Source organism: Streptomyces sp. NPDC088745 (assembly GCF_044751045.1).
Lineage (GTDB): Bacteria > Actinomycetota > Actinomycetes > Streptomycetales > Streptomycetaceae > Streptomyces > Streptomyces cremeus.
The window spans coordinates 48,826-75,151 of sequence record NZ_JBIVLB010000021.1 but is presented as its reverse complement, the minus strand read 5'-3'; the positions used below and the strand labels follow the sequence as shown (position 1 = coordinate 75,151).

Below are 26,326 nucleotides of genomic sequence, written 5' to 3'. Positions count from 1 at the left end.
CGCGTCTCAAAGCTCTCGGAGAATTTCCGAGATCAGGTCATTCGACTTTGCTGTCGACAGCATCGACGATCGCAGCAGGTCCAGCGAGTCTCTGTACTTTCGAATAGTTGTCTCCTCTTCCAGGTATAGGGTCCCGTCCAGGTATTCCACCTGCACGACGTCGAGATCGAGTTGGTCTGGGTAACTGTAGAGCGTGAAGGCCCCGCTGCTGGTTCCGGTATATCCCTGCTCGCTGAACGGGACGACGCGAATCTCCACGTTGGATTTCGCGCCGATCTCCAGCAGATGGCCCAGTTGGCCCTTCATCACCTCAGCGCCGCCTACTCGCTGGCGCAGAACGCCCTCCGTCACGATGCAGAGGTAGTCGAGGAAGGTGTCCCTCTCGAAGACGTCCTGACGGCGGAGCCGGATGTTCGCGTAGAAGTCGACCTGCTCATGATCCAGCGTCGGGTCATTGGAGCTGATGACGGAGGCGGCGTACTCCTTCGTCTGGAGGAGGCCAGGCAGGACCTGCGGCTGGAACGCGACGATGCGCTCCGCGTCCTCTTCGAGCGCGAGCAGCTCCTTGAAGTCCGGTTCGAGCCTGTCGCCGTGGGTTCGCCACCAGCTGCGCCGCTGCCCCTCAGCCGAGAGCGCGACCAGCCACGAGCGCACTTTCAGATCGCTGATCTTGTAGAGATCCATCAGCGTTTCCAGCTCGAGACGGCTGACGCGATGGCGTCCCGTCTCGATGCGGCTGATTTTCGACTCGTCGCCATGGATGGCCTTGGCGGCCTGCTCCGGGCTGATCCCTGCCTTCTCGCGCGCCTCACGCAGAGCGGTGCCCAACCGGCGCCGGCGAGCCGTACGTCGCGCTGGCTGTCCCACCTTCGTCCTCCTCTGTCCTTGTCTTCCGCCAGTGTGACGGACGCGGCCGCCGCAAGGCTACGAGGGGGGCGCTTGCACTTCTTCCGTACGCAGTCCTGCATTTTGTAGCTCAGGAGGTTGCGGGATGTGCCAAGTTAGGTCCATCGTAAGTAGGCGACCACGATGCGCAACCACTTCGTGGCGGTCAACTGCCGTGCCGTGCCGTCTCAGAGGCAGTGCGCGGGTCTGTGAGCGGTGACGCCGAGGCTTGAGAGGCAAGTCCATGACGCCAAGCGGAGACGAGGACAGGGGGATCCCCAGCGCCTCTCGGCGGGACGACATCCCACCGGACGCTCGGGCTCTCCAGGCGCCGTCAGCTGTTCAGTTAGCGCGCGACGTGACTCGCGGACGCGACGTCCGAGTGGCGGCCGGCCCCGGCGTCTACGCAGTAGACCGCGCGTGGGTGCATCCCCTCGACGGTGTCGGCTCAGGATGGTTGGCCCCGGTGGCCCGTCTGACCCCGATCGGCAGTCCGATCACCAGGCAGTACCCTGTCGAGCTCGCGATGCCGACAGCGCGGCGGATGGCCCGGGTCAAGGGACGCATCGGGCTCACGATGCTGAACTGGCATGGCAGCGTGCCGGCCGCGCTGCAGGTCCTGTCCGTACTCGTGGACAACGCCCTTCAGCACGGCCGCGCGGCCGCGAACGCGGAAGCAGTTCTGCGCGCATGCCTGAGCATCACGGTGGAGCAGCAACTGCTGGTTGATGTACAGGACTTCAACCCGGGGTTCGCCGACTGCCGAGAAGTCCGATCCGGGATTGGCAAGGGTTCTTTGATCGAGCTCATCAGGCGGCGAGCGATCACAGACCTCACGTGGTTCGCCGATCCCAACATGCAGGGCAAGACCGTTCGGGCCGTGGTGACTGCCGGGGTGGTGGATCTGTGATCGCGCGCTCAGCTTCTCGCCAGGCCCAGGAACGTGCGCATCTGCGGATGGCGCGCTCCCGACATGGGCTAGCGCTTCACGGGCGGGGCATCCCAGTAGCTCCCGAGCATCTCGTCGACCCACTTCGGGACATGGATCTCTCCACGGGGGCCCATGACCGGGAAGTACGGCGACACGTCGAACACGGGGGTTCCGGCCACTGCGTCGAAGTCGGTGACGTGAAGGTCTCGTCCCTCGACCCTCACCAGTCTCGGATGGCTGACGGCGAGCTGATTCGGCCGTCGATGGTTCCGGTGGACGAAGGTGCCTGTGGCCGGCCAGGCCGGGTTGTTGCGCGGGCTACGCGCGTGCAGTGCCACGTCCGTGGGGCTGGCCCGGTGGAAGTGCCACAGGACCTCCAGGTGCGAGAACTCGTGGAGCCCCTGAAGGGTCTCCAGCGGGAAGTCCTCGTTCATGCGGATGATCGACTCCACACCGCCTTGGAAGTCGTCGACGGGATCGGTATGACCCGCAACGACCTGCGCGACTGCTGTGATCTCGATCCGCGTTGGGCTGGTCATCAGCGTCCCCTTCGTCACCTGCGCGTTGGGCCGTCCCGGCCCCGGCGGAGGTTCATCGGCACTTCAACCCGGTCAGCCTATGGGGCGCGGTGTGCGACTTCGCCGGCCGGTCCGGGCCGGAGCACCGACGACCGCGACGTCCGCCAGGTCGGGAAGGGCAGGCTCGCGCGGGTCCAGGCGGGAAAGTCCCACAGGTTACGCCTGGCTCAGCATGGAGCGGGCGCGCGCGTCCAGTTCCGCGGCTTGGCTTCCGGCCCGGTTCCGGAAGGGCGAGAGTGCGCGGCGCATCTGGACAACGGTCTCCTTCGCCCGGCCCGACTGGACGCCTGTCATGGCGTCGAGGGCTTGGCTCCAGGTTTCGCAGGCGCTGTCGAGATGTCCTTGCTGGGCCTGCACAGCGCCGAGGTAGCCCAGGGTGACGGAGTGCGTCCTCGCGAACTGGGCTCGCCGTGTCCGGACGCTGCGGTGGAACTGCGTCTCGGCGCCCTTGAGGTCGCCCAGGTCCCTCAGGGCGGCGGCGGTTTCGTGGGCGAGGCTGGCCTCAGTGTAGAAGAACACCCGGTTCGGCTCGTCTTCCCCGTCACTGGCCCGTCCGAGGTCTTGTTCCGCGCGCAGAAGTGCGGCGACGGCGGCCTTCTTCTCGCCGGCCGCGGCCAGACCGCGAGCGTGCACGACGCCGAGCAGCGAGCGTTCGCGCCAGCAGGCGTGTGTGTATCGGCGGCTGGACAGGGAGGCTTCGGCCAGTCGCACGGCCTCCTGTGGGTGGCCAAGGTCGACGGCCTGGTGGGCCATCGCCCGCAGGATGTGTCCGGCCAGAGGCGCGTCTCCGGCCTCTTCGGCGAGTCCCGTGGCGATCGTCAGCCAGCGCTGCGCGAGGGGGTGCTCACGCCCGTCGAAGGCGGTCCATCCTGCGAGGTAGGCGAGTTCGGCTGTTGCGGAGGTCATCGAGCGCCGGACGTCTTCGGACAGGAACCGGCCGCTCAGAAGCTCGGCGACATCTGTGCGGAGGTATGCGACGAGGGCGGCGCGGCCGGCGCGGCCCCCGCGCTTCTGGTCGCGGCGGGAGAAGATCGCGGTCATCTCCCGGACGTCGTCGACGTCCTGAGCAGTCACCACGTAGCTCGACAGGGGTTTGCGCGCCCGGGCTCGGTCTGCGGCCCGCTCGAAGTACTGGTCGTCGGGAAGGGCCAGGGCGGCCACCGAGTAAGCCGAGGTGGCCAGCAGGTGTCGGCGGTCGATGTCCACCATGTCTTTGCTCCCGAGCGTCACCAGCGTTGTCAGTGGGTCGTCGCTCCACGCCGGCAGCTCGAGCTCGTCGGTGTCTGCCGTCAGTCCGATGTCGGCGAGCGTCACGAGGCGACCGAGGCATCGGGAGAGCGTCTCGGCCAAGATACGGGCAGCCTGGGGCTCGGGGGCGACGCCGCCCACCCACTTCGCGATGTGGGACTGGCCGACGCCGGTCAGCTCGTTGATGCCGTGTTCCGCGGCAACCGACCTGACACGAGCGGCCAGGCGGGCCTGAGACAGGCCTGCCTGGGCAATCGCAGCGGCCAGCTTGACGTTGCGCGTACGCCCCATGGTGCGTCCTCGTCCCCGAAACGATCTTTCATCACGTTCATTGGTCCCGCGGCCTCGCCGGGATACCCAGCGCCGCGAAGACGCGGTTGTCTCGTGAAGACGATATTCCTCAACCCCTCCCGCAGTGCGGGGGATTCGAGGACCTCATCCACACGAACCCGCCGGGCGAGTGGCCCTGAAAGCCCGATGGCAGGAGAGGAGAAGCGGCCGATGAACCACCTGACGCTCAGGAAGCCCGGCTGCCCGAGGGCTCTACCCGCCGTTATGCCGCATGGGGGCACGGCCCTCCCGGCCCAAGGAGTGTGTGCGGTGCCCCACCTCCCCCTTGACGGTGCCAGCACACGCGGAGCGGACGAGCCTCAGTTCGAGGTGTCACTGCCCGCCGAGCGGGAGGCCGTCTCTCGGGTGCGGCGTCAACTGCGCACGCGGCTGGAGCAGGACGGCCTTGCTGGCGTGGCGGATGACGTCCTCCTGATCTGTACGGAGCTCGTGACCAATGCGGTCCTGCATGGCTTCCTTGGCTTCCCGCCCGGGATCACCATCAAGGTCACCGTCGTCTGGTCTGATGTCCAGCTGCGCCTGGACGTGCGTGATCCGTCCGGCGTACGGCCCAAGGAGCAGGCGTTCTCTGCGAGTCGGGCAAGCGGGCGCGGTCTGCGGCTTGTCGATGAGCTCTCCGACCGCTGGGGGGTCGACACCGACCCGTCCGGCTGCGGCAAGACCGTCTGGACGGAGCTCGACGCCCCCCGGAGGCGAGCATCATGAGCGTCTACGCAATCACCCGCTCTTCGGCCCGCCATTCCGGTGCAGGACCTGCGCCCTCCGAGAGCGCGCTCGCCTCCCCGTCACCCTTGAATGCTGCGGCGGCCCGGGACCGTACTGCACCGACCGGCGCAAGGGAGCAGGCGTACGGGCACCTGCTGAACCGACTGGATGAGTCGGCCCGCTTCACAGCAGCAGCGGAAGCCGAGGAGACCGAGACGCTGCTGGAAGACGTCCTGGGTCAGGCCGCCGCACCGGACCAAGCCCAGATCGCCGCTTGGACGCCGAGGCTGGAAGCCGTCCTCCGGACCCTTTGCGAGAACTCGGGACGGATCGTCCGGCGGCACGGTCACGACGCCAGCACGGCCGTCCAGCACGGCCTCGCCCTCCTCCAGGACGTACCGGCCGCGGCACCCGACTTGGGACGACTGCGGCGTCTTGCCCACGCCGTCTCGTCGATCCTCGCCGTCGCCGGAGACGCCCCGTGAACTCGAAACGTCCGCTGCTCCGGACACACCGGCAGCCCCTCCGCCCACAGCGGCATCGGGCGCCCGCCGTCGCCCGCCCCCCGATCGGAGACCACGTGTTATCCGCATTACGCCCGGTGCTCGGTTGGCGTAGGCGCTCCCCGTCACCCGGCGCCGTGCATGCCGTAGAAGACCTGGTGGAACAGGTGCTGGGCGCTTCGCCGCTGCCCCGCGACGACAACGACGTCACGCTGCTCCTCCTGGGCCTGCGCCGGCAGCTCCCCCACCTGGAACAGCTCCTGGGCGACACGGCCCCGGACTTGGTCAGCCAGGCACGCCGTATCCGTGACGAGCCGTTGCCCGAGGGACGCATGCCCATGGTGATCCTCACCATCCGGCTCGCGGAGATCGCACATGCCCTGATCGGCGCTCTCCCGGAGAACGCCCTGCCGCGTCGCACGGACACACAAGACCCCCTCTCCCCCAGCAGCCGGCCAGTGGACGGCCGCCAGAACGTGGGCGAGCCGGACCTCACCAAGACCGGACCGATGCCCCTCCCTGCGCTCACCCGATCGCCGGCGCCCGGCCCCACCCGGTCCTCTTCCCAGCACCGCTCGAGTCGGGCGGCCGAGTTGGTCAGTGCCGCTGCCGGTTCGTTGGGCGATTGCGGGCCGCCCGCATAGACCCGAGCCCGGCGACATGCCATGCCCCGCTCGTCGCCGGTGCTCGCCGTGGGCTTTCGGCTTCCGACTCTGGGGGACCGTTCGGCACACCGCCGACCCGGTCCCGGAAGCCGAAGGCGAGTGGCAGATCCCCCGTGCTGCCGTCCCGGCTGCCGCGGTTCCCAGAACGCACCCGCGGCAGCCGGTCCACGCCCCCACGCCTTTCCACCCCTCCCACCGTCCGAGGACTCATGACCCCCATAGACCGCTCTGGCCACAGGGCGCCGCGGCGCATCATGACGGTGCGCGCCCGACTCATCGTCGTGGCCACCGTCGCGATCACCGCACTGCTCGCCCTGGTCGTCGTCAACGCCGTGCCGGCCTGGGACAAGCAGAGGAACCTGCGCAACGACAGCACCACGGGCCGCCTCGGCGGCGAAGCGTCGCTGCCCCTGTTCATCGCGGCACAGGCCGAGCGCAAGCTCACGGCCGCCTACCTGGCTCACCCGTCTTCCGCCGCGAAGGCTGCTCTGAAGGCGCAACGGGGCAAGACCGACGCCGGTCTCGCGTCCTTCAGGCGCTTGTCCGGCACCGAGCTGCGCACCGACCAGCGGCACCGATGGGAGTACGTCGAAGCGGTCTACCAGCAGCTCGATGACCTGCCCCGGGTGCGTAAGAACGTGGATGCCCGGGAGGGCGAGCCGGATGAGGCCACCGGCTACTACACCTCCCTGATCAACAGGATGATCAGCTTCTACCAGGCGCTGAGCGCGATGGACGACGGCCCGCTCACCCTGGAGACCAGGCCGTTGGTCGGACTCTTCTACGCCTCGGACGCCCTGGCCCAGCAGGACATGCTCATCACCCAGGCCCGGGAATCCGGGCAGATGACGGACGCCCACCGGGTGGCCTTCGCGGAGGCGTACGGCACCCAGCAGGTGATGTACGAGCGGTGGATCGCTCCCTACCTGCCCGAGCAGGAGAAGGCGCTCTACGACAAGATCACCGCGAGCCTTGAGTGGAAGGAGCTCCAGACGGCGCAGCGGTCGGTCATCACGCCGCCGACCGACGACCTCGGGAAGGAGCAGATCGGCGACCGGTCCTCCCTCCTGCAGTGGGACGACGCTTACGTGAAGGTCAGCGGGCAGCTCGCCGGCCTGAACCTGCAGCGGACGCAGGGGCTGCTCGCCCACGGCTTCCAGCGGGCGGACGAGATCCGCACTCAGGTGTTTATCCAGGCCGCTGGCAGCCTGGTGGCGATCCTGCTGATCGCCGGGCTCATCATCTGGTTGATCCGCTCCATCTCCTCGCGGCTGCGTCAGCTGCGTCAGCAGACACAGGAGGGCGCCGAGCGGCTGCCGGAGGTTGTGGAACGGCTGATGCGCGGCGAAGCGGTCGACGCAGAAGCTGAATTCCTCGAGCCGAACCGCGGTGACGAGTTCAGCCACGTCCAGGCCGCCCTGATCGAGGCCCAGCGCACTGCGGTGCGCCAGGCCGCTGCACAGGCCGGCGACCGCCGAGGGATCGGCGCATTCGTCGCGGCGGCGACCGAGCGGACCCTCGGACACATCAACCGGGCCCTGGGCCACCTGGAGAAGGTGATGGCCCGGCCGGACGTCGACCCTGCCCTGCTGGACGACCTGATCACCATCGACGGGGCCGTCTCCGCCAGCCGCCGCCACCAGGAGCATGTCGGGACGCTGGCCGGCAGCATGCGACAGGACCTCTACGACCGGCCGAGGTCGATCCTCGACCTCGTCAACGACGCTGCGGTGGAGACCGGCTCTCCCAAGCGAGTAGCCAACCAGGTCACCCACACCGCCTTCGTCCCCCCACAGCACGCGGCCGCCGCGGTGAAGGTCGTCGCCGCGCTGATCGAGAACGGGATCGGCAACTCCACCGGCGATGTGACCGTGCGCAGCGTCAAGGCCGTGCACGGAATCGCCCTGGAGATCGAGGACACCGGCTTCGGGATGCCCCAGGAGGCCATCGACGCCGCCAACGCCGAACTCGCCCAGCACAACCAGGCGACGTTCGAGGCCATGGCGCAACGGCGAGGCAAGCTCGGCCTGTTCGTCGTCGCGCGCCTGGCCGGCCACCACCATCTGAACGTGTCGCTCAGGCGATCCGCGTACAGCGGGATCACCGCCGTCGTCATGATCGACAACAAGGCCCTCACCACGGTGAAGCAAGACGTCCTCGCGCCTCCTGCACCGGCCCGCCCCGCGCAGCCGACAGCTCCCACCACGACGGCCACGGGCAGCGTGCCGTCACGCGCTTCCCTGCCCCGTCGGCGCCAGCCGGCCCTGGACCCGGCCGCCGCTCATGCGCGGCGACAGGCCGAGCATCTCGGCGCCGGCGCACTTCCGGCAGCCACCGACGCCGACGCCGACCCGCTGCCGCGCCGCAACGCAGGCCAGCACCTCAACCCCATCCTGCGCAACAGCGCTCCCTCCCCCCAGCCGCGAGGCGCACAAGACGAGTCCGACCCCCAGCAAGTCGGGGCCGACTGGGCGGACTTCCAGGCCGGAACACAGCAGGCCCCTCAGAACCACCCCCACCGATAAGGACGAGAAGACAACATGAACCCCGAGATCCAGAACCTCCTCGACCAGCGCGTCGGCCAGATCGCTCACGTCCTCGGAGCGGTCGTCGTCACCGAGGACGGCATCTTCCGGTACATGAGCGGCTGGACGAACGTGGCCGCCGCCCCCTCCAGGGACACGTCCGCCGAGGCCACCCGCAGGGAGCTGGGCGAGCACCTGGCCGCGATGACCAGCAGCATGGCCACCCTGGCCCAGCGGCAGGCCGACTACATCAACGGCGGTCACATGCTGCGCACGGTGGTGGAAACGGAGAAGGGCTGGTGCGTCGCCAGCCGCGCCGGCAATCACTGCGTCATCGCCGTGCACGCGTCGAAGGAGGCCACCCTCGGCCAGCTCGGCTTCGAGTTGACCGATCTCGCCGGACAGCTCGGCAGCATGCTGGACGTCGAGCAGCGCGAGCTGGCCACGGGCGAGCACGGCGGGACGATCCTGTGACGGCGGCGTCGGGCGGCCGCCGGACGCGGCCGTACGCCGGAACCGGCGGCCGCACCCAGGCTCCCGACGCCACGCTGAGCATCGACACCCAGATCACCGCCCATACGGGACATGGGCGGCTGCTCAGCGAGCAGCACCAGCTCGTCCTGGACCTGTGCTCCGAACCCAGGGCGGTGTCGGAGCTCGCCGGACTGCTGCAGCTGCCCGTCGGGGTCATCACCGTCCTGGTCACCGACCTCCGGCAGCACCAGATGGTGACCACCCAGGCCCCGGTCGACATGTCCCGCAACGACAACGTCACTCACCGCCTCATGGAGCGCGTACACGCCGCCCTGCAGGCCCAATACGAAGAAGAAACCAGGGGGGCACGGGGTGCCAACTGAACCCGCTCCGGAAGTCGTCAAGCTCGTCGTCGCCGGGGGCTTCGGGGTCGGCAAGACCACGTTCATCGGTGCGGTCAGCGAGATCGAGCCGCTCAACACCGAGGCCGTCATCACCGAGGCGAGCACCGGGATAGACCGCACCGACGGAGTCGAGAAGAAGACCACCACCACCGTCGCCTTCGACTTCGGCCGCCGCACCGTCGACGACGTCACCCTGTACCTGTTCGGCACGCCCGGCCAGGACCGGTTTTGGTACATGTGGGACGACATGGTCCGCGGCGCGGTCGGCGCCATCGTCCTGGCCGACACGCGACGGCTCGCCGACTGCTTCTCGAGCATCGACTTCTTCGACCTCCGCGACGTGCCCTACATCGTTGCGGTCAACGCCTTCGACGGCGCACCCGCCTACAGCGAGGCTGACCTGCGCGCCGCCATAGCTCTGCCACCGCACATCCCCCTGCTCCAGCTGGACGCCCGCGAGTCCGGCTCGAGCACGCTCGCACTGCTCACGCTCTTGAAGTACCGGCTCAGCCAGTCCGCCACCGCCTGACCCGAAGGACCCCCATGCCCGCCTTCTCTCCCTCCAGCCCCGTTCCCCTCTTCAGCGACGAGTTCCTGACCGACCCCTACCCCGCGTACGGCACCCTGCGGAGCACCGGCGCCGCCGTGCACCTGGAGGAGTACGGCGTGTGGGCCATATCCCGGCACGCTGACATCGCCGCGCTCCTCAAGGCCCCGGACGTCTTCGGCTCCGAGGGCGGGATAGCCCTCACCGCCCTCGCGAACCGGGAGATCCTCGCCGGCACGGTCCTCGCCTCCGACGGCGAGCGGCACGCCAAGCTCCGCAGGGTGCTGTCCAAGCAGCTCGCTCCCCGCGCGATGAAGGCCCTGGCCCGCCGGATCACCGACCGCGCCGAACACCTGGTGGACCGGTACACGCAGCCGGGTCGGTTCGACGCCGTCGCCCTGGCCCGCCACATGGTCTGCGACACGGTGATGGAACTGATGGGCCTGCCCGACGCGGACCGGGAGGTGCTGCTGTCCGGCGCCGCGGCGACGTTCGACGTGTTCGGCCCGATGGGCGACCGCTACCAGCAGGCGCTGCCGCTGGCGTCCCGCATGGTCGAGATGCTCCACGAGAAACTGATCCGCGAGAACGTTCCCTCCGAATCGTGGATGGGAGCCATCTTCGAAGCCGTCGACGCGGGGCAGATCGAGGAGAGCGACGCGGTACCCCTCGCTTCGGCGTACACGGCCGCGGCCATCGACACCACCGTCCTCGGCCTCGCCGACTGCCTCGTCCAACTCGCCCGGCACCCGGAGCAGTGGCAGGTCCTGCGCCGTGACCCCGTCCGCTGGGCCGCGCCCGCCTTCCGCGAGGCTCTGAGACTCGAAGCCCCGATACAGGGCTTCGGGCGGCTGCTGACCAAGGACGCCGAGATCGGCGGCGTCCACCTGCCCGCGGGCGACCAGGTGTGGCTGCTGTACGGCTCCGCCGGCCGCGACCCCCGCCACTGGGGAGACGAAGCCGACGAATTCGACATCAGGCGCTCGCGCAACCACCAGCACCTGGCCTTCGGCAGCGGACCGCACCTGTGCGCCGGCGTCCCGCTCGCCGAACTCCAGGCCCGATCCGTCCTGCGCGCCCTGGCCGCCCGCTGCTCCCACCTCACGCTCGACGGCGAACCGGTTCGCGTCCTGAACAACCTTCTTCGCGGGTACAGCAGCGCGCCGCTCGCCGTCGAACTCGCCCCCCGTCCGTCCGCCTCCGACACCCCGGCCCGCTCGGACGAGACGTCCCAGCAAGGACCCGTGACATGACCCTCGCGACCCTCGCGACTCCTACCGCTCCAGATCCGCCGAGTGATCTCGCCCTGGCCGCCCGGCCGCGCGTGATCGGGCCCGGCTGGGAGGTCCTGCTCATGCCCGAGCGGCTCGGCCGGCTCCTGACGAGCGCCCTCGCGGGAAGACCCGCACGGACAGCTCCCCTGGGCTGGGTCTTCGCGCACGCCGGTCGGTGGGGAATCTTCCTCCCCCCGGAGTCCGACGAGCCCGCCTGGCCGCCGGACACGACCTACCTCAAGGCGGGCACCAGCCTCACCCTCCCCATGCCCGGAGCCAGGCCGGACGCGTGGACCAGCGCCTGTGGGTGGGTGAGCCGGGACGGCAACCGGCTCAGCCGGCCGCTCCTGGTCCACCCCCTCCTCACGGCTCTCGCCGACGAGGGGTAGGACACCGCCCCGCCGCCCAGCAGCGGCCATGCGCGGCCAGCCGCCCCGGGGTCGCGTCGGCCGCCGCCGAGCGCACCGCAGAGACCGAACAGATCCGCACCGCCTGACCAGGAGACGTCCGTGCAAGCCCCCATTGCTCCACCGACCACGAACCCGACCTCTGAGCGGCGCAGCCCCCTGTACATCGCTCCGTTCGCGGGGGAGTTCGAGTGTGACGTCACCGTGCTGTTCGACGAGAACGGGCACATCTACTTCGCCGACGAACGGTCCGAGGACCGTGACGTCGACGGCCTGCTCTGGGAACGGTGGGAAGGGGCACAGACCGGCGAGCTGGACTGGGCCGCGCACCACCCCGCGCGCCAGCGCGAGGTCATGGACGGGCGACCCTTGTGCGGGGTCTGCAAGGGCGACCCGGACCGCGACGAACGCGGAACGCTCTGGCTCCTGCACGCTGACGAGAACACCCAGGCTCTCGTGTCCTTCCCCTGCAGCATCACGACCGCCACGCCCGCGGTCTGCATCCCGTGCGCCCGCCGTGCCCTGCGCGCATGCCGGGAACTTCAGGGCGGGTTCATCGCGCTGCGCGTGCGCGAAGCCCCGGTCATCGGGGTGCGCGGCACGCTGTACTCCCCCACCGACCCCCCGCAGACCAACCAGGTCGTCCGCTTCGGCGATGACGCCCTGCACCGGCTCGTCGCCCGCCAGTTGATGCGCGAGCTGATCAATGCCGAACTCGACGTGACCACCCTGGTGGCGGCTGACTTCCCCACGGCCGGGCGGGCCGTGGGCGCGCTGGCGGGCCCCGGCCCGGTGTGGGGGTGACCACGATGCGCAAAGCGGCACTCTTCGACCTGGACAGCACTCTCACCGACCACGCGGCGGCATTCGCGAGGTGGGCGGAGGAGTTCTGCGTTTCCACCGGGATCCCCTTGTCCGCGCTCATGAGAGCCGAGACGTTCCATGGTGGCGCCCGCCACGCATTCTTCGCCGACCTCAAGAGCGCCTTCGGGCTCCGGCGCTCCATCGCGTCCCTGCACGCCGACTACCGGCGGCGCTCCGCCGAGCTCGTGCCCCACCGCCCCGAGGTCTGCACCGCCATGCAGCAACTCGCCGACGAAGGCTGGGAACTGGGCGTCATCACGAATGGCTCACCGGACGCACAACGCTGCAAGCTCGAAACAGCGCGCCTGACCCGCTACTTCGCCTCGGTCGTGATCTCCGGCGAGTACGGCATCCGGAAGCCGGACGAGGCCCTGTTCCACGTCGCGCTGGATGACCTGGGCGTCGACGACCCCGCCCACGCGGTGATGACCGGCGACTGTCTCATCGCCGACATTGGCGGTGGGCAGCATGCGGGGCTGCGCACCGTGTGGATTGCCGATGGACGTACCCGCCAGCACCTCGCTCCGGAACCCACTCACGTGGCGCAGGACGTGGTTGAAGCGGTCACCTGGCTGCTCGCCAACCCGCCCGGTCCGGAGAGCGCCCCTCTCCTCTCTCTTGTGGGCCGGTGAAGCAGCTGTGCGAGGCAAGGACGTCGCCCGGCTGGCCACCTTCCTGATCGCCTTCGCGGTGATCATCACCGCCGCACAGATGCCCACCCCCCTGTAATTCCGCGCCATGCGCGGGGCCGCGCGGCATCTGTTGCGCCGGCCTCAGCGCACCGCGTGGCGTCCGCGATCCGCAGGCGCCGAGCCGCACGACACGACAACCACCACGGTCCCCCGTAGGACCACCGAACAGAACGGACTTCCATGGCTGGGCGTATCGAGGACTACGCACTCATCGGCGATCTCCAGACGGGCGCGCTCACCCGCCGCACCGGGACGATCGACTGGTTGTGCCTGCCCCGGCTGGACTCGGAAGCCGTACTCGCCGGACTGCTGGGCACCCCCGACAACGGCTACTGGCACATCGGTCCGTCGGTGCCCGAGACCAGCTCGCGCCCTCCGGCCGACCGCCGCTCCTACCGTGGCGACACGCTGATCGTGGAAATGGAGTGGGACACCCCCACGGGTACGCTGCGCGTCACGGACTTCATGCCGCCACGCACAGGCGCCGACGACACTCCGCGCTTGGTGCGCATAGCCGAAGCCGTCACCGGAACCGTCGACGTCGATGCCGCCCTGTCCTTGCGCTTCGACTACGGCAAGGTCGTGCCCTGGGTTCAGAAGACCGCCGACAACCGCACCCGCGCGGTCGCAGGCCCCGACGCGGTCTGGCTGGACACCGATGCGGAAACCCACGGCGAATCGCTGACCACACGCTCCCGCCTCACGCTCACCGAGGGCCAGCGCACCACCTTCACCCTGAGCTGGCAGCCCTCCTACAAGGGCGCACCCGACAAACTCGACATCGATCAGGCCTTCGAGGACACCGAGAAATTCTGGACCGACTGGGTCTCGCACTGCGCCTACAACGGTCCCTACCGAGCCGCGGTCATCCGCTCGCTGATCACGCTGAAGGCACTGACGAACCCGCTGACCGGAGGGATCGCCGCCGCGCCGACCACCTCGCTGCCGGAAGAGATCCGCGGTGTCCGCAACTGGGACTACCGCTACGTCTGGATCAGGGACGCCGCGAAGATCCTCGCCAGCCTCATGCAGGCCGGCTACCTCGACGAAGCCCGCGCCTGGCGGGACTGGCTGCTGCGCGCGGTCGCCGGCGACCCGGAGAACCTGCAGATCATGTACGGCATCGCCGGGGAACGTGAGATGCCGGAAACGACGCTGGACTGGCTCGTCGGCTACGAGGAGTCGGCACCGGTGCGCATCGGCAACGGCGCCGCCGGACAGCGCCAGCTCGACGTGTACGGCGAAGTGATCGGGACCCTGCACCTGGCTGCCCAGTTCGGTCTGGAACGGGACGAGACCAGCAACACCCTGCTGATCAAGCTCGTGGAGTCGGTCGAGACGCACTGGCGTGAGACTGACGCGGGCATCTGGGAAGGCCGTGGCCCCACCCGGCACTTCGTGCACTCCAAGGTGATGGCCTGGGTCGCGGTCGACCGTGCCGTCAAACTCGTCGAGGACGGCCATGCCGACGGCCCCGTCGAGCAGTGGCGGACTCTGCGGGACACCATCCACCAGGACGTCTGCACCAACGGCTACGACGCTGAACGCAACACCTTCACCCAGTTCTACGGCAGCAAGAATGTCGATGCCGCGCTGCTGCTCATCCCCCAGGTGGGCTTCCTGCCGGCAGACGACAAGCGGGTCATCGGCACCATCGAGGCCGTCCAGGAGGAGCTCTCCACCTCCGACGGGTTCGTCCTGCGCTACCTGACCAGCGGTGACGCCATCGGCGTGGACGGGTTGCCGGGTGATGAGGGCGACTTCCTCGTCTGCGCGTTCTGGCTGGCCAAGGACCTGGCGATGATCGGCCGCTACGACGACGCGCGCGCCCTGTACGAGCGCCTTCTCGGCCTGAGCAACGACGTCGGACTGCTGGCCGAGGAATGGGACTCGAAGCTGCGGCGGCAGCTCGGGAACTTCCCCCAGGGCTTCAGCCACATCGGCATCGTGGAGGTAGCCCTTGAGCTGGAACGCCTTGAGCAGCAGCAGGCGTTGCTCCCCGCGCTGCCGGGGGTCGCCCGATGAGTCTGAATGCCGTCGCTGAGGGCTTACCCCCACGCGATGACGCTCCCGCCGCGGATCCCGTCGGCGGCAGCGCCGTGTCCCCCAGAGACGTCGTGGTCGTGACCGCCGACCGCGTCGACCGCACCTGCCACGAGGCTCTGAAGTCCCACTATGAGCGCCATCCCGATGTCCCGGTCGTGCTGGTGGCGGACCTCGTCGGCGCTCACGACATCGTCGCTGTCGCGCCGTACGGCGTGGCAGCGGTGGTGCGTACCTCCGAGCTGTACGACAACCCGGACCTCCTCACCCGGGTGAAGGCCCTGGTCGCCGAAGGCGGTCACCGTCTCCCGCCTGGGCTGGGGAGCTGCATTCGGACCGCCGCGGCCGAGCCGACGCGTCAGCAGACGCTCGGGCAGCCCGGCACCCTTCTGAAGCCCTTGGAGGTCGACGTCGTGGTCCTCGTGGCGGAGGGGCTGACGCGTATGGGCATCGCCCGACGGCTCGGCCGAACCCCCGAGCAAGTCCGAGCCTTGCTCAAGAACGTCTTCAGCCGACTGGGCGTACACCAGCGTGCGGAGGCAGTCGCCTACGCCGCCCGCGCGGGCCTGCTCGGGGCCATGTCCGGGGAGGCACGGTGAGTACTCTGCCCTCGCAGCCGGTACGCGCCGGCGCGCTCGTTGCCCCTTCCACGGCCCCGGCACCCTCGCTGCGCGGCCACCGCAGCTTCCAGGCGTACTGGCTGGGCGAGTCGACGGCCCTGGTCGGCTCGTCCGTCTCCGCGGTCGCGCTCCCCGTGGTCGCGGCGATGGAACTCGCTGCCACCCCGGGGCAGGTCTCCACGCTCGCCTCCGCCGCCATGGCACCCGGGTTTCTCCTCGCCCTGCCCGCCGGCGTCGCGGGCGACCGCTGTTCCAAGAAGCGGCTGATGGTGGGCACCGATCTGGCGGCGGCCGCGGTGGTTGCGGTGGTCCCCATCTGCTGGGCTGCCGGCACGCCGTCCATGCCGGTCCTGTACGGCGTGGCGTTCCTGCTGGGCGCGCTGGTGGTGCTGCACCAGGCCGCGGCGATCGCCATTGTGCCCGAGCTGGTGGAACCGGAACTCGTGCCCGACGCCAACGCACGGGTGATGGCGGCCTTCGCCGTCGCGGGATCCGCCGGCACCTACATCGGGACCGCCGCGGTCAGTCTGCTCGGTGCCGCCCGCTGCCTGCTCCTGGACTCCGCGTCCTATCTGATCAGCGCTTGGTGCGCCTCGCGTATCTCCACCGTCCACGCTGACCGGCGTCCGGCCGGGCCGCGCCCCACGATGATCACGTCGATCCGTGAGGGCATGGCGCACGTGCTGCGGGATCCGCTCCAGCGGCCCCTGGTTCTGACGATGGCCTACCACGCCTTCGCCGAGGGCATCGTCACGACCTACTTCGCGTACTACCTGCTGACCGAGCTCGGCTACGGCGACACCGGTCTCGGACTGGTGCTGGGCGCGGTCGGGGTGGGCAGCCTGGTGGGCGCCCTGGTCGCGGGCCAGCTGGTGCGACGGCTGGGGCCCGGCGGAGTTCTGCTCGTCGGCTTCGCCGTGTACCCGATGTGCGGGATGCCGCTTCTTCTCGCCCGCTCCGGGCACGGGTGGCTGATCGCTCTGGTGGCAGCGAGCGTCGTCAAGGCGGTCGCGGTCACGGCGGCCGCGTCCACGCAGAGGTCGCTCCGCCAGCAGCTGTGCCCGCCCCACCTCCAGTCCCGTGTACAGCAGACATCGGTGTGGCTGGTCGCCGGGGCCCGGCTACTCGCTACCGCAGCGGCGGGCGCCGTCGCCGCAGTGGCCGGTGTGTGGGCCGCGCTGCTGACCGGCACGGTGCTCCTCCTCGGCCCCGTGGCCCTGCTGTGGGTCTCCCCCGTCCGGCAGCTGAAGGTCATGCCCGGCACCACTACAGCGCCGCCTGAGCAGACCAGCAAACCGCTGCACGAGGGAGGGGACCGTGTCCACTGATCGCGGTCGGCTCGACGCCGTCTCACCCTTCGTGCGGCAAGGGCAGCGGCCTCGCCAAGCCTCCTCCATGTCCTGTGTCCTCGCCTTGAAGGAACCTCCCGTGACGATCTCGACCACACCGCCCCGCACCGCCGTGCGGCACCAGCGAACGGCCTCCGCTCCGCGGCAGCGTCCGCGCGCTCAACACCATGGGGACTTGAAGGCGGCCCTCGCCCTGCGCGATCTGCCCCTACGCATATCGGTAGCGGTGGCGGACCTGCTCCTCACCGTGCGGGTGCCCCTTCCGGGGCTCGGCCCGACCGGAGCGTACTCGGCCTTCCACGACACCTCCGCACGGCTGCAACCGGGCTGGTCACGGCATGAGTGCACGGCCGCTGGAGGTCTGACGTGACCACTGTGCCGACCGCCGTGCATCGTCACGCCGCAGCGTCACGTCTGGGGCTGCTGCGACACGCGCAACTGGAGAAGGCCCTTCGAGGTGTAGAGGGCGAGAAGCGGATCGCTCTTTACGTTCTGGTCGACTCCCGGCAGGATCCCGCTCCCCGTCTCGCCTCCGCGCAAGCCCTCGCGACCCGACAAGGGTGGACGGTCGCGGACCGCACCTTCGACGTCACGGGACCGACCAACCCCGCCACACGCCCCCAGCTCGCCCGGCTGCTCGCCGCGGCCCGGCGCCAGGAGATCCACGGCATCCTCGCCGCCTCTCGGGTCGACATCAGCGACGACGACAAGGAGTACGAGGCGATGCTCGAGCACATCCGAACCCTCGGAGCGGGGCTTGCCCTCGCACGTGAGGAGAACATCCTGTGACCTCACCAACACCGCACGCGGCCGCCGTGACGACGCGGAGCCCGGAGTCGAACCCTCCCCCCGAACTCCTCGACCTGCCCGTCATCAAGACGGGCAGGAAGCTCACCGGTGCGGCGCGAGAGGAGTTCGCGACGAAGGTCGTGGCCGCCTACCGCACTACGGGCCGCAGGGTCACCATCCGGGAGATCTGCGAGGCGACGAACCGGTCCTACGGCGCCATCCATTCCCTCCTGAGCGCGGCCGGGGCCACCAAGCGCGGGCCCCGCATCTCCGACGCGGAAGAGCAGGTGAATTCGTGAACGAGCCCCACCAGTCCGCCCCGGGCCACCCCGCTCTCGCGAAGGACCTGCTGGACCGCGCGCAACGGGCCAAGGCGCACTGGCGTACACCCGGCGTCGAACGCCTCAGCATGACATCGGACGCGCTCGCGGCGCTCGCCCAGACCCAGCACGACAACGCCGCCGGGCTGAAGCGGATCGTCGAACGGCTCGGGCAGTGGCCGGGCCGGAGCACCGTAGGGGCGGACGCCTGCCAGGCCGCCGTGGACATCGCCGTACACAGCGACCACAATCCTGCGTTCCAGCGAACCCTGCTGGGCCTGCTGCAGAAGGCCGTGCAAGCCGGCGACGCCACCAGCGCCCAGCTCGCCCACCTGCACGACCGCTGCCTCGTCAACGCCGGGCAGGCACAGCTGTACGGAACGCAGCACTGGTACCGCCCCGACGGGCACCTCGAACCGCACCCGATCACCGATCCCGCCCAGCTCGACACCCGCCGGGCCGGCGCGGGCCTACCGCCGTACACCGAACAGGCCCGACATCTGCGCGAACGGCACGGGCCGATCGCCTCCTTATCCCCTCCCCCTGCGTTCGAACCCGCTCCTGCGCCCGGCCAACGTGCGGCGTGACCGCCCTGCCCTCCGCTCTGGGAGATGACCACGTGTCCCTTGCACAGCCCACCCTCGACAACGAACTGCGCATCGTGTGCTGGAACATCGAGCACAACGGCCGCGGCCGGCACGGAGGGGAAGACCACCGCGACCTGGCCCGCGACATCCTCGCCTCCATCAAACCGCACGTCGTACTGCGCCAGGAGCTGACCGGCGCGTGGGACCGCGGGAAGGCGGACCTGTACGCCGAGGCCAACCGGCTCGGCGGCCTCACGCCGTTCATGGCCGCGCCGCGGGAAGGACGCAGCCGGAACCCAGTCGGCGTGATGGTCGACCCCACCAGGTTCGTCGTCGACGGCGAGTTCGAACACGACATGCCGTGGAAGCCGATCTGCAATCCACGCGTGCGCCTCAAGGGCTGCGCGAAGCCGATCGACCTCGCCTCGGCGCACCTGTGCCACTTCGACCCGGACCTGCGCGCGACCGAGGCGCGGCGGCTCACCACCCTCGCCGACAACTCCCGCAGCGCCCTTGTGGGGATGGACGCCAACAGCTACCCCCATCAGCCGGAGCTGGAATCCGTGGCGCTCCCGGACTGGGACACGGTCGAGGATCGCGTGCACTACCAGCACCGCACCATCGAGCGCGCCGGCAGGCGTGTCTCGGACACCCGCCCGGACGAGATCCTCTCCGGCGGCGACCCCGTCTTCATCGATCTCGGACTGCACGCCGCCACGGCCCTGGGCCAGCCCGGAGCGCTCGCGGCGACGGCGAGCCTGAAGCGCGCCGACCAGGGACCCGCCCAGCGCATCGACCGCATGTACTGCACCCCCGACCTCGCGCCGGCCCTGACCGCCTTCGAGGTCCTGGCGACCGACGACGTCCGGGCGGTCTCCGACCACGCCCTGCTCCTCGCGCGATTCGACCTCGAGGCCCTCCGCCGAGTCCTCGCCCCCACCCGCTGACGCCTCTACCTCTGGAGAGAATCCGTGCTCATCAACGCGGCGATCTGCAACTTCGAGAACAACGGCGGCGGCGACCGCGCACTGTGGCAGCGGATGCACGACCGGCTCGCGTCGCTCGACCTGCATCTGCTCCTTCGGCAGGAGGTGTGGAACGCGAAGGACAACGGCAACGAGCTCGCGGACGCGGCCGAAGCCGTGCTCGGCATGGCCGGACTGATCGGCCCGGAGTGCTGCACCGCCCTCTACCACGACCCGGACCTCTTCACCCCGGTCGGCGAGTTCCCGAAGACGGGCCCAATGTGGGTGCTCCCGCCGACCGTGCGCAGCCTGCAGCTCGCCGGTACGGCCCCCGGCGCGGTCCCGCTGATCGTGGGCTCCTACCACCTCAACTACGGCTCCACCACCACCCGTCTGGCGGAAGCCGAGCGGCTGACCCAGTGGAACGACAGGTGGGTCAAAGTCGACAGCCGACGCGTCCACTACCCGGCGCTCCTCGGCGGCGACAACAACAGCTACCCGGTGCCCGGGGCCCCCGGGGATCCGGGTCTGCCTGTCCTGGAGGAGATCCGAGACGAGCCCCACCGGGCGCACCGCTCCTACATCGGGCCGGACGGTGTGCGCCGGATGGACGACCGGCCGGACGACACCCTGCGCACCGCCGGCCTCCACGACGTCGCCCGTCACCTCGCCACCACCATGGGCGTCGCCGCCGCGGTCGCGCCGACGGTCGATGCCTGCGACACCCACGGGCCGGACGCGCGCATCGACCGGATCTACGCCAGCCCGGAGCTCCTGCCCGCCGTCCGCGAGGTCGAGGTCGTCGACATGACCGGCTTGTCCGACCACCACACGGTCGTGGTCCGCCTGGACCGGGACACCCTCACCGACATCCTCAACCACCCGATCACCCGGGCGGCGTGAGCGATGACCAGGAGGTATGGCCCGCACTCGGTAAGTCCCGATTCCCACTCGCGCACATCGCCGCGCCGCTGTGCCACCCCTCGCCCGAGGAGTGCGCTGAGGACCTCGCCTGGTACCGGGAGCGCCTTGCCGACCCGGACCTTCTCGACTGCGCGGTTGGTGTGAAGGTGGACGGCGCCGTACTCCTTGCGGTGCCCGTCGGCGGTAGCCGCCACGGCGGCTACCTGCCGGTGGGCACCGTGGCCGACGCCGTGCGCGTCTGGGCGGCCCTGCGGGGCCGGCCTGGATTCCCGCACGTCCGACTCGGTCTGTCGGTCCACCCCGACACCTGCCACACCGTCAACTGGGGACTGCGCGAGCCCATGGACGATGTCGAGCGCGGCTGGCACTTCGGGTACGCGCCGTCCGCCATCGACGCCTTCCTCCGCCGCATCTCCACCCTCGACCAGCAGCCGGGACCAGCGACGAGCGAGCCGGTCCAGGCCGACGAGCGGACCTGGCAGCAAGATCCGCTGCTGTCGACACTCCGCGACATGGGCGGCTGTCTGGCCGTGATCTTGATGGGCGTTGTGATCACCCTGCTGGTGGCAGCGGCCCGCGACACCTGGCCGCTGCTCAGCGAGATCTCCTCATCTCTCGTCGTGTATCACGACTCACAGGACAAGCGATGACCACGAACCCATCCGTCCCAGCCCCGCCCCCCGCCCCTCTTACCGCCGCGGCCGCGGTCGCCGGACCCACCCAAGCCGCTTTCCCCGCCGGGAAGTTCGGTGGTGCGCGGCTACGCTGCTGTTCCGTCCGCGCGGATCGGAGCTGGGAGGGTGCGCAAGCGTTCTGCCAGCTCGACGGCCGAGCTGTCCGCCGAGGTATCGAGCAGTCGTCCCAGCCGTGTCAGACGGTCGCGGGCGGTTGCGCGGAGCCGTGGTGGAGGGATCAGGTCGAGTACGCCCAGCGCTCGGTTGGCTGCCTGATCCGGGGCGTCGCGGGCCTCCGCGAGCGCCAGGACGAGGGTGGCAGCCACCCACCCCGGCGTCTCGGCGGGCGCGGCGCCAATGGATTCCAGGGCGACAGCGGCGGCCCGGTCGTAACGTTCAAGGGTCAGGTAAGCCTCGGCCACGTGGAGTCGGTGCTCCGCGCGGTCGTATCCGAAACGACCGGGCAGTTCGACGCCCGTGCGCATGATCTCGTCGCTCTCGTCGACGACATCGTCTGCTTCAGCAGTCCGGCCTGTGGCGGCAAGCGCTGGGAGCAGAGCCCATCCCAGGAGCTGCGCGCGCCGCAGCCCTTCGGGCGCGTGCTGGAGTCCGTACTCGGCGTGTCCCCGGGCGTGCTCCCAGTCCTGGCGCGCAGTCGCGACCATGGCCAGCGCGCCGCTGGCCCAGGCGGTGAGCGCTGGCTCGCGGGTGGACTCGCCGAGCGCGCCGGCCAACGTGAGATGCGTTCGGGACCCGGCTCGGTCGTCCAGGTGGTAAGCCAGGTTGCCGAGAAGCGCCGACAGCCAGCCGACCTGTCGCCGAAGACCCCGTGCGGTCTCGCGGTCCGCTCCCGCCACCGCGGTGGAGAGCAGATTTCGGGTCTCGCGGACCTCCTCCAGCAAGATCGCCGGCGGGTGTTTGCTGTAGTTGAGGGCGTAGTGCTCCACGGCAGCCTCGGCCAGGGCAACAAGGGCGGGCGAGCCGTCCGGTGCCTCCTGGACGGCCCACTGCACGGATTCGCGGATGGCAGGCAGCCCACTGGCAGTGGTCATAGCTCCCTTTCGACTGGAGTTCGTCTCCTCACGCTGGAACTGACCGTAGTGGAGCGGCAGCGGGGACGTGCAGGTGCTGCACCACAGGCAGCGTGTCTCCAGAGCGAGCTGATCGGGACGGGCCCCGTACGCGCGGGAGATCATCAGACGGTATTCGTCTCCGGGCTCCTCCTGGCCGTGCTCGTACCGGCACAGCATGGCGGGCGTGAGTCTCGGCGGGAGCAGGCCGTCCGCCCGATAAACGGCGGCGACCTCGCGGATCGCCTGGGGCCGCGACCACCCCAGCGCGAGGCGCCACGCCTCCAGGGCCGTGAGTTCCGGCAGGGCCGTGCGGAGGGTGGTGACGATCCGCTCCTGGCCGTGTCCCTCACGCTGGCATTGAGCGCGGATTCGAGATGCCTCCCGCTGAATCTCCGCGCGACGACTTCGGGTGACTCTGCCCACTGTCCGGCCCTCCGTCACTCCGCCGTACCGCTGAGCCGTCCAAGCCGGAAGGGACCTCAGACGGACATTGCGCAGATGCCTCAATGTTCCTACACACCATCGGCAATGACGGGCAGTCAGGCAACAGCGCATGGTGGAAGACAGCCACCGCCGCGCTCTGAACCTCCGGCCCAGCGCCCTGGCCTGCCGCCACCTCAACCCAGTGCCGGGGTGTCCAGGGCCGCTCTGTGGTCGCCCCGCGCCTTCGCGCTCGCCCTTCTCGACACCACGACCGTTGTTCGGATCTGCGGACGCAGTTCCTCTCGTACTCACCGGAGAAGATCATGGCTGGTGGCACTGCCCGCGAATCGACGTCCTTGGCGCCGACCGGCAGCCGTGGAGGCGAACCTGCCGTCCCGTCGGGAGGGGCCTCAAGGGGGCCCAGGCGCCGGGTTCGGGAGAAGAAGCCGAACCCTCAGCTGCAGAGCGCCATCGAGGCCTCTGGTCGCTCGTACGGGAAGATCGCCAAAGACCTCACGGATCTCGCCCGCCGGCGAGGCCACCACCAGATCGCGACAGGGCGTGCGCGAGTAGCGCACTGGGTTTCAGACGGTGAGCAGCCCAAGGATCCGGTGCCGGAACTCTTGGCGGAGTTGTTCACCGGATACCTCCGGCTCGACCGGCCTCTGACGCCTGCGGACCTGGGGCTTCGGTCGGCCTTGCCCGAAGACGCTCCCGCTCCAGCAGTGGCCTCGCCCCACGGCCTCCTGGGCATGGGGACCAGTCTCGAGGCCGTACGGTCCTACACCCTCTCTTCCCGGATCAGCGAGTTGCGGGCTGGGGACATCGAGGACCTGGAGCTGTCCGTGGCCCAGTTCTCCGCGACCTACTCAGCCCACCCGCCGATGGAGTTGTGGAAGAAGGTCACTCGGCACCGGGACCGCGCCGCATCGCTCCTGACGCAGAGACGTCACACCCTGCGCGAAGGACGGGAGCTGTCCCATCACGCCGGGATGCTCTCTGTCATCCTCGCGTGGCTCGCGCACGATCTGGGCGACCGCGGTTTCGTCGACGCGTACTGCGACGACGCGTGGGAGCAGGGACTTCAGTCCGGCGACCTGGAGATCGGTGCGTGGGCCGAGGACGTTCGCTGCACCGACGCTCTCTACTCCGGCCGCGAAGTGGATGCGCTTGCCGCGGCGACCCGGGGGCTGGCCGTCGCGCCGCCGGGGAGCAGGGTGGCCCTCCGGCTGCGGGCTCAGCTGGCCCGTGTGTACGCCAAACTCGGCCAGGCCGGGCAGTTCGAGGAGGTCATGCGTCGCGTGAAGCGTGAGAGCGACCGGCTGCAGCCGCACCGCGCGGGGCTCTTCGGCGTGGACGCGGCTGTGGTTACCTCCTACGGTGCGTCCTCCCTGGTGTGGCTGGGCCGGCACGAAGGGGCGCTGGAGTCGGCCCTTGAGGCGATCGAGCGGTACGAAGACATGCCCCTTCCGTATCAGGCGCCGACGCGGCTGGCGATCGCGCGTCTTGACCTCGCCCTTGCCCATACGTCCCTCGGGGACCCGCAGGCGGCCATCGGTGCCGCCACAGCAGCGCTGGCCGAAGGTCGGATCGTCCAGTCGGTCCGGATTCGGGCCGAGCACGTTCACTATCGGCTTGCGCTGCGGTACCCGACCGTCGAGGGCCTTCTTGAGCTGCAGCAACTTCTGAACGGCTTGGCGAAGGAGTAGGCCACGTTGCTGCTGCGCGCCGGGCGTCGGTGTTGCGCCTGTACCGCAACGCCGACGCCTCTGGTGGCGCTACGGGGATGTGCGGTCAACTCGCATCGCCGGACGAACCCGGCCCTGCGTGGCTGTACGGGCACCTGACTCCCGTACAGCCACGCGGTCTTCCGTGACGAAGGGGAGGAGCGGCTATGGCCCCGCCTGTGACGCCACCGCTGGACGAGCACCGCCTCGCCGGCGTGCTGCGTCCCATCTGGGAGACGGCCCTTGGTCGCATCGTGGAGACGGACGAGGACTTCTTCGAGGCCGGGGGTGATTCGCTTACCGCGCTCGCCGTGGCCAGCGCCGTCACCCGGGCGACCGGCCGGACCGTTCCGGCGGGGTGGCTCTACCGCCACCCGCGGCTGGTGGATGCGGTTCGGTCCCTTCTGCAGGCCGAGGCGGTGGGCATCGGCGCACTGGTGCCGCAGCCGAGGCAGGGGCACCATCCCCTGTCTTTCCAGCAGGAGGGGCTCTTGGACGTCATCGGTCACATCGGGGGGAGTCATCGGTACCAGGTGGCCTACGCGGTCGCGCTGGATCCTTCGGTGGACGCCGGCCGTCTTCAGGCTGCGTGGGAGCGGCTGCCGGGCCGCCATCCCGTACTCGCCACCCGTCTCGCCCACCACGGCGCCGAGCGCGTCCAGGACGTCTCCACCGCGCCACTGTCCCTGGAGACGATCGTCGCCACCCGCCAGGGCGAGGTCGCGCAGGAGACGGACCGCTGGGCGTCCGCCACGATCGCCCTCGGTGACGCCCTGGTCCGCGCCGGGCTGGTGCGGGGCGCGGATGGTTCTCGACTCGTACTCGCGGCCCATCAGATGGTGATGGACCCCTGGTCCTGGGGCCTGCTGCTTCAGGATCTGTCCGCCCTGTACACCTCGCCGGACGCCGAGGGAGCACCGGAGCTTGCGTACTCCGACTACGCCCGCTGGCAGCGCACCCGCCTCATCGGAGAGGTCTACGCCCGGCACCTGGATTTCTGGCGGGGGACGGCTGACGGCTTCCCCGCCGACGGGATGCGCCTGCCGGGAGCCCGGGGCGGCGCCGGGCCCGCAGGCCCCGCCGCGCGGCTGCCAGTCCAGATTCCCGACGCACGGGTTGCCGCACTCGAAAACCGGGCCCGGGCGGCCGGGGCCTCGCTGTTCGAGGTACTCCTCACCCTGTTCAAGCTCGCCGTCGGCCGCTGGACCGGCATCGACGACGTCCTGGTCGCCAGCGCCACCGCCAGCCGGACCGCGGCCGGCACGCAGGACGTCGTCGGCTTCTTCGTCAATGGCCGCTTCACCCGTACCCGTCTGTCGGCCGGGACGGTGGCGGACCTGGTCGACCAGGTCAAGCAGTCCTGGCGTGCGGCCGACGAGCATCGCGAGCTCCACCTGGAGAAAACCCTCTTCGACCTGGGCCGACCGGACATGGCGAACGTGAAGTTCTCGCTCAACACCGTCCCCGGGCTCGCTCAGTTGCCGTCCCTGGGCGGAAAGCGGCTGCGCGCCGTGCCCGTGACCGGCGACGCCAGTGCACGGCGTCACCTGAGTGTCGGCCTCACCCGGGTCGGCGGCGCCTTGGCCGGAGCGGTGACCTACCGCACCGACGTACTCGGCCGGGATGTGGTGGCCGAGCTGCTCGGCGAGTTCGACCAGGCGCAGCGCGCGTTCGCGGCGGACCCGGATCAGCACATCGCGCTCACGACCCACTAGTCCACCGGTCCGCTGAACGCGGGCCGCCTGTCCTGGAGCGCACCGTCGCGCGCGGGCGCTGGGG

General features: G+C 69.9%; 27 protein-coding genes. 23 read left to right on the top strand and 4 right to left on the bottom strand.

The annotated features are described in order from the left end of the window. Positions 1 to 6: 6 nt before the first annotated feature. Complete coding sequence (locus ACIP93_RS34870; protein WP_401765862.1) at positions 7 to 867, bottom strand: helix-turn-helix domain-containing protein; 861 nt, start codon at positions 865 to 867, stop codon at positions 7 to 9. Positions 868 to 1,351: 484 nt separating this feature from the next. On the opposite strand from ACIP93_RS34870, the gene ACIP93_RS34865 reads away from it, so the two are divergent. Beyond that, positions 1,352 to 1,795: a hypothetical protein gene (locus tag ACIP93_RS34865; RefSeq protein ID WP_401765860.1), complete on the top strand. Its 444-nt coding sequence runs from the start codon at positions 1,352 to 1,354 to the stop codon at positions 1,793 to 1,795. Positions 1,796 to 1,863: 68 nt separating this feature from the next. Here ACIP93_RS34865 and ACIP93_RS34860 read toward each other — a convergent pair whose 3' ends face one another. Further along, positions 1,864 to 2,355, bottom strand: coding sequence for a TrmO family methyltransferase (locus ACIP93_RS34860; protein ID WP_401765857.1), 492 nt, complete (start codon positions 2,353 to 2,355; stop codon positions 1,864 to 1,866). Positions 2,356 to 2,550: 195 nt separating this feature from the next. Continuing rightward, entirely contained in the window at positions 2,551 to 3,933 is a 1,383-nt protein-coding gene (locus ACIP93_RS34855) for a Tat pathway signal protein (RefSeq protein WP_401765854.1), read from the bottom strand. A gap of 309 nt (positions 3,934 to 4,242) precedes the next feature. Between ACIP93_RS34855 and ACIP93_RS34850 the strand changes: the two genes are divergently transcribed. From ACIP93_RS34850 to ACIP93_RS34755, 20 genes are all read left to right on the top strand, one after another. Then, a complete protein-coding gene (locus tag ACIP93_RS34850) occupies positions 4,243 to 4,698 on the top strand; it encodes an ATP-binding protein (RefSeq protein WP_401765851.1) in 456 nt (151 codons plus the stop codon). After that, complete coding sequence (locus ACIP93_RS34845; RefSeq protein ID WP_401765849.1) at positions 4,695 to 5,183, top strand: hypothetical protein; 489 nt, start codon at positions 4,695 to 4,697, stop codon at positions 5,181 to 5,183. The genes ACIP93_RS34850 and ACIP93_RS34845 overlap by 4 nt, the downstream gene beginning before the upstream one ends. A gap of 155 nt (positions 5,184 to 5,338) precedes the next feature. After that, positions 5,339 to 5,845, top strand: a complete 507-nt coding sequence (locus tag ACIP93_RS34840) for a hypothetical protein (RefSeq protein ID WP_401765846.1) — start codon at positions 5,339 to 5,341, stop codon at positions 5,843 to 5,845. 230 nt (positions 5,846 to 6,075) lie between these two features. After that, the gene (locus tag ACIP93_RS34835) at positions 6,076 to 8,391 is read left to right on the top strand and encodes a nitrate- and nitrite sensing domain-containing protein (protein ID WP_401765845.1); all 2,316 of its coding nucleotides are present in this window, start codon (positions 6,076 to 6,078) and stop codon (positions 8,389 to 8,391) included. 15 nt (positions 8,392 to 8,406) lie between these two features. Beyond that, entirely contained in the window at positions 8,407 to 8,865 is a 459-nt protein-coding gene (locus ACIP93_RS34830; RefSeq protein ID WP_401765843.1) for a roadblock/LC7 domain-containing protein, read from the top strand. Continuing rightward, on the top strand, positions 8,862 to 9,248 hold the full coding sequence (locus tag ACIP93_RS34825; protein WP_398015590.1) for a DUF742 domain-containing protein: 387 nt from the start codon (positions 8,862 to 8,864) through the stop codon (positions 9,246 to 9,248). Before ACIP93_RS34830 ends, ACIP93_RS34825 begins: the two co-directional genes overlap by 4 nt. Beyond that, on the top strand, positions 9,238 to 9,798 hold the full coding sequence (locus ACIP93_RS34820; protein WP_401765840.1) for a GTP-binding protein: 561 nt from the start codon (positions 9,238 to 9,240) through the stop codon (positions 9,796 to 9,798). Before ACIP93_RS34825 ends, ACIP93_RS34820 begins: the two co-directional genes overlap by 11 nt. A 14-nt stretch (positions 9,799 to 9,812) precedes the next feature. After that, on the top strand, positions 9,813 to 11,069 hold the full coding sequence (locus ACIP93_RS34815; RefSeq protein ID WP_401765837.1) for a cytochrome P450: 1,257 nt from the start codon (positions 9,813 to 9,815) through the stop codon (positions 11,067 to 11,069). Next, entirely contained in the window at positions 11,066 to 11,479 is a 414-nt protein-coding gene (locus ACIP93_RS34810; RefSeq protein ID WP_401765833.1) for a hypothetical protein, read from the top strand. The genes ACIP93_RS34815 and ACIP93_RS34810 overlap by 4 nt, the downstream gene beginning before the upstream one ends. Before the next feature lie 120 nt (positions 11,480 to 11,599). Next, on the top strand, positions 11,600 to 12,301 hold the full coding sequence (locus ACIP93_RS34805; protein WP_401765830.1) for a hypothetical protein: 702 nt from the start codon (positions 11,600 to 11,602) through the stop codon (positions 12,299 to 12,301). Positions 12,302 to 12,306: 5 nt separating this feature from the next. Further along, positions 12,307 to 12,993 carry an HAD family hydrolase gene (locus ACIP93_RS34800; RefSeq protein ID WP_401765945.1) on the top strand — a complete coding sequence of 229 codons (687 nt, stop codon included), beginning with the start codon at positions 12,307 to 12,309 and terminating at the stop codon, positions 12,991 to 12,993. 240 nt (positions 12,994 to 13,233) lie between these two features. Beyond that, complete coding sequence (locus ACIP93_RS34795; protein ID WP_401765829.1) at positions 13,234 to 15,078, top strand: glycoside hydrolase family 15 protein; 1,845 nt, start codon at positions 13,234 to 13,236, stop codon at positions 15,076 to 15,078. Between the two features lie 74 nt (positions 15,079 to 15,152). Next, positions 15,153 to 15,695 (top strand): LuxR C-terminal-related transcriptional regulator, encoded by a 543-nt coding sequence (locus tag ACIP93_RS34790; protein ID WP_401765826.1) that lies wholly within the window; start codon positions 15,153 to 15,155, stop codon positions 15,693 to 15,695. After that, the gene (locus tag ACIP93_RS34785; RefSeq protein WP_401765823.1) at positions 15,692 to 17,044 is read left to right on the top strand and encodes an MFS transporter; all 1,353 of its coding nucleotides are present in this window, start codon (positions 15,692 to 15,694) and stop codon (positions 17,042 to 17,044) included. Before ACIP93_RS34790 ends, ACIP93_RS34785 begins: the two co-directional genes overlap by 4 nt. Before the next feature lie 387 nt (positions 17,045 to 17,431). Continuing rightward, positions 17,432 to 17,854 carry a hypothetical protein gene (locus ACIP93_RS34780; protein ID WP_401765821.1) on the top strand — a complete coding sequence of 141 codons (423 nt, stop codon included), beginning with the start codon at positions 17,432 to 17,434 and terminating at the stop codon, positions 17,852 to 17,854. After that, positions 17,851 to 18,153: a helix-turn-helix domain-containing protein gene (locus ACIP93_RS34775; RefSeq protein ID WP_401765818.1), complete on the top strand. Its 303-nt coding sequence runs from the start codon at positions 17,851 to 17,853 to the stop codon at positions 18,151 to 18,153. Before ACIP93_RS34780 ends, ACIP93_RS34775 begins: the two co-directional genes overlap by 4 nt. Next, positions 18,150 to 18,761 (top strand): DUF6624 domain-containing protein, encoded by a 612-nt coding sequence (locus ACIP93_RS34770; RefSeq protein WP_401765815.1) that lies wholly within the window; start codon positions 18,150 to 18,152, stop codon positions 18,759 to 18,761. The genes ACIP93_RS34775 and ACIP93_RS34770 overlap by 4 nt, the downstream gene beginning before the upstream one ends. A gap of 32 nt (positions 18,762 to 18,793) precedes the next feature. Beyond that, the gene (locus ACIP93_RS34765) at positions 18,794 to 19,708 is read left to right on the top strand and encodes an endonuclease/exonuclease/phosphatase family protein (protein ID WP_401765812.1); all 915 of its coding nucleotides are present in this window, start codon (positions 18,794 to 18,796) and stop codon (positions 19,706 to 19,708) included. Positions 19,709 to 19,732: 24 nt separating this feature from the next. Further along, the gene (locus ACIP93_RS34760; protein ID WP_401765810.1) at positions 19,733 to 20,629 is read left to right on the top strand and encodes an endonuclease/exonuclease/phosphatase family protein; all 897 of its coding nucleotides are present in this window, start codon (positions 19,733 to 19,735) and stop codon (positions 20,627 to 20,629) included. Beyond that, complete coding sequence (locus tag ACIP93_RS34755) at positions 20,626 to 21,300, top strand: DUF6302 family protein (RefSeq protein ID WP_401765808.1); 675 nt, start codon at positions 20,626 to 20,628, stop codon at positions 21,298 to 21,300. Before ACIP93_RS34760 ends, ACIP93_RS34755 begins: the two co-directional genes overlap by 4 nt. A 110-nt stretch (positions 21,301 to 21,410) precedes the next feature. On the opposite strand, the gene ACIP93_RS34750 is transcribed toward ACIP93_RS34755, so the two are convergent. Beyond that, entirely contained in the window at positions 21,411 to 22,376 is a 966-nt protein-coding gene (locus tag ACIP93_RS34750) for a Twin-arginine translocation pathway signal (RefSeq protein WP_401765805.1), read from the bottom strand. A 1,196-nt stretch (positions 22,377 to 23,572) separates the two neighbouring features. Here ACIP93_RS34750 and ACIP93_RS34745 point away from each other — a divergent pair. After that, positions 23,573 to 24,529, top strand: coding sequence for an XRE family transcriptional regulator (locus ACIP93_RS34745; protein ID WP_401765802.1), 957 nt, complete (start codon positions 23,573 to 23,575; stop codon positions 24,527 to 24,529). Positions 24,530 to 24,714: 185 nt separating this feature from the next. Continuing rightward, positions 24,715 to 26,262, top strand: a complete 1,548-nt coding sequence (locus tag ACIP93_RS34740) for a condensation domain-containing protein (protein ID WP_401765800.1) — start codon at positions 24,715 to 24,717, stop codon at positions 26,260 to 26,262. The last annotated feature ends 64 nt before the right edge of the window (positions 26,263 to 26,326 follow it).

What these genes read in the sequence shown, in the direction of transcription:
- ACIP93_RS34800 (WP_401765945.1), top strand. Translation starts at nt 12,307, where the DNA reads ATGCGCAAAGCGGCACTCTTCGACCTGGACAGCACTCTCACCGACCAC.
- ACIP93_RS34745 (WP_401765802.1), top strand. Translation starts at nt 23,573, where the DNA reads ATGGGGACCAGTCTCGAGGCCGTACGGTCCTACACCCTCTCTTCCCGG.
- ACIP93_RS34815 (WP_401765837.1), top strand. Translation starts at nt 9,813, where the DNA reads ATGCCCGCCTTCTCTCCCTCCAGCCCCGTTCCCCTCTTCAGCGACGAG.
- ACIP93_RS34845 (WP_401765849.1), top strand. Translation starts at nt 4,695, where the DNA reads ATGAGCGTCTACGCAATCACCCGCTCTTCGGCCCGCCATTCCGGTGCA.
- ACIP93_RS34740 (WP_401765800.1), top strand. Translation starts at nt 24,715, where the DNA reads ATGGCCCCGCCTGTGACGCCACCGCTGGACGAGCACCGCCTCGCCGGC.
- ACIP93_RS34750 (WP_401765805.1), bottom strand. Translation starts at nt 22,376, where the DNA reads ATGACCACTGCCAGTGGGCTGCCTGCCATCCGCGAATCCGTGCAGTGG.
- ACIP93_RS34830 (WP_401765843.1), top strand. Translation starts at nt 8,407, where the DNA reads ATGAACCCCGAGATCCAGAACCTCCTCGACCAGCGCGTCGGCCAGATC.
- ACIP93_RS34795 (WP_401765829.1), top strand. Translation starts at nt 13,234, where the DNA reads ATGGCTGGGCGTATCGAGGACTACGCACTCATCGGCGATCTCCAGACG.
- ACIP93_RS34835 (WP_401765845.1), top strand. Translation starts at nt 6,076, where the DNA reads ATGACCCCCATAGACCGCTCTGGCCACAGGGCGCCGCGGCGCATCATG.
- ACIP93_RS34810 (WP_401765833.1), top strand. Translation starts at nt 11,066, where the DNA reads ATGACCCTCGCGACCCTCGCGACTCCTACCGCTCCAGATCCGCCGAGT.
- ACIP93_RS34855 (WP_401765854.1), bottom strand. Translation starts at nt 3,933, where the DNA reads ATGGGGCGTACGCGCAACGTCAAGCTGGCCGCTGCGATTGCCCAGGCA.
- ACIP93_RS34860 (WP_401765857.1), bottom strand. Translation starts at nt 2,355, where the DNA reads ATGACCAGCCCAACGCGGATCGAGATCACAGCAGTCGCGCAGGTCGTT.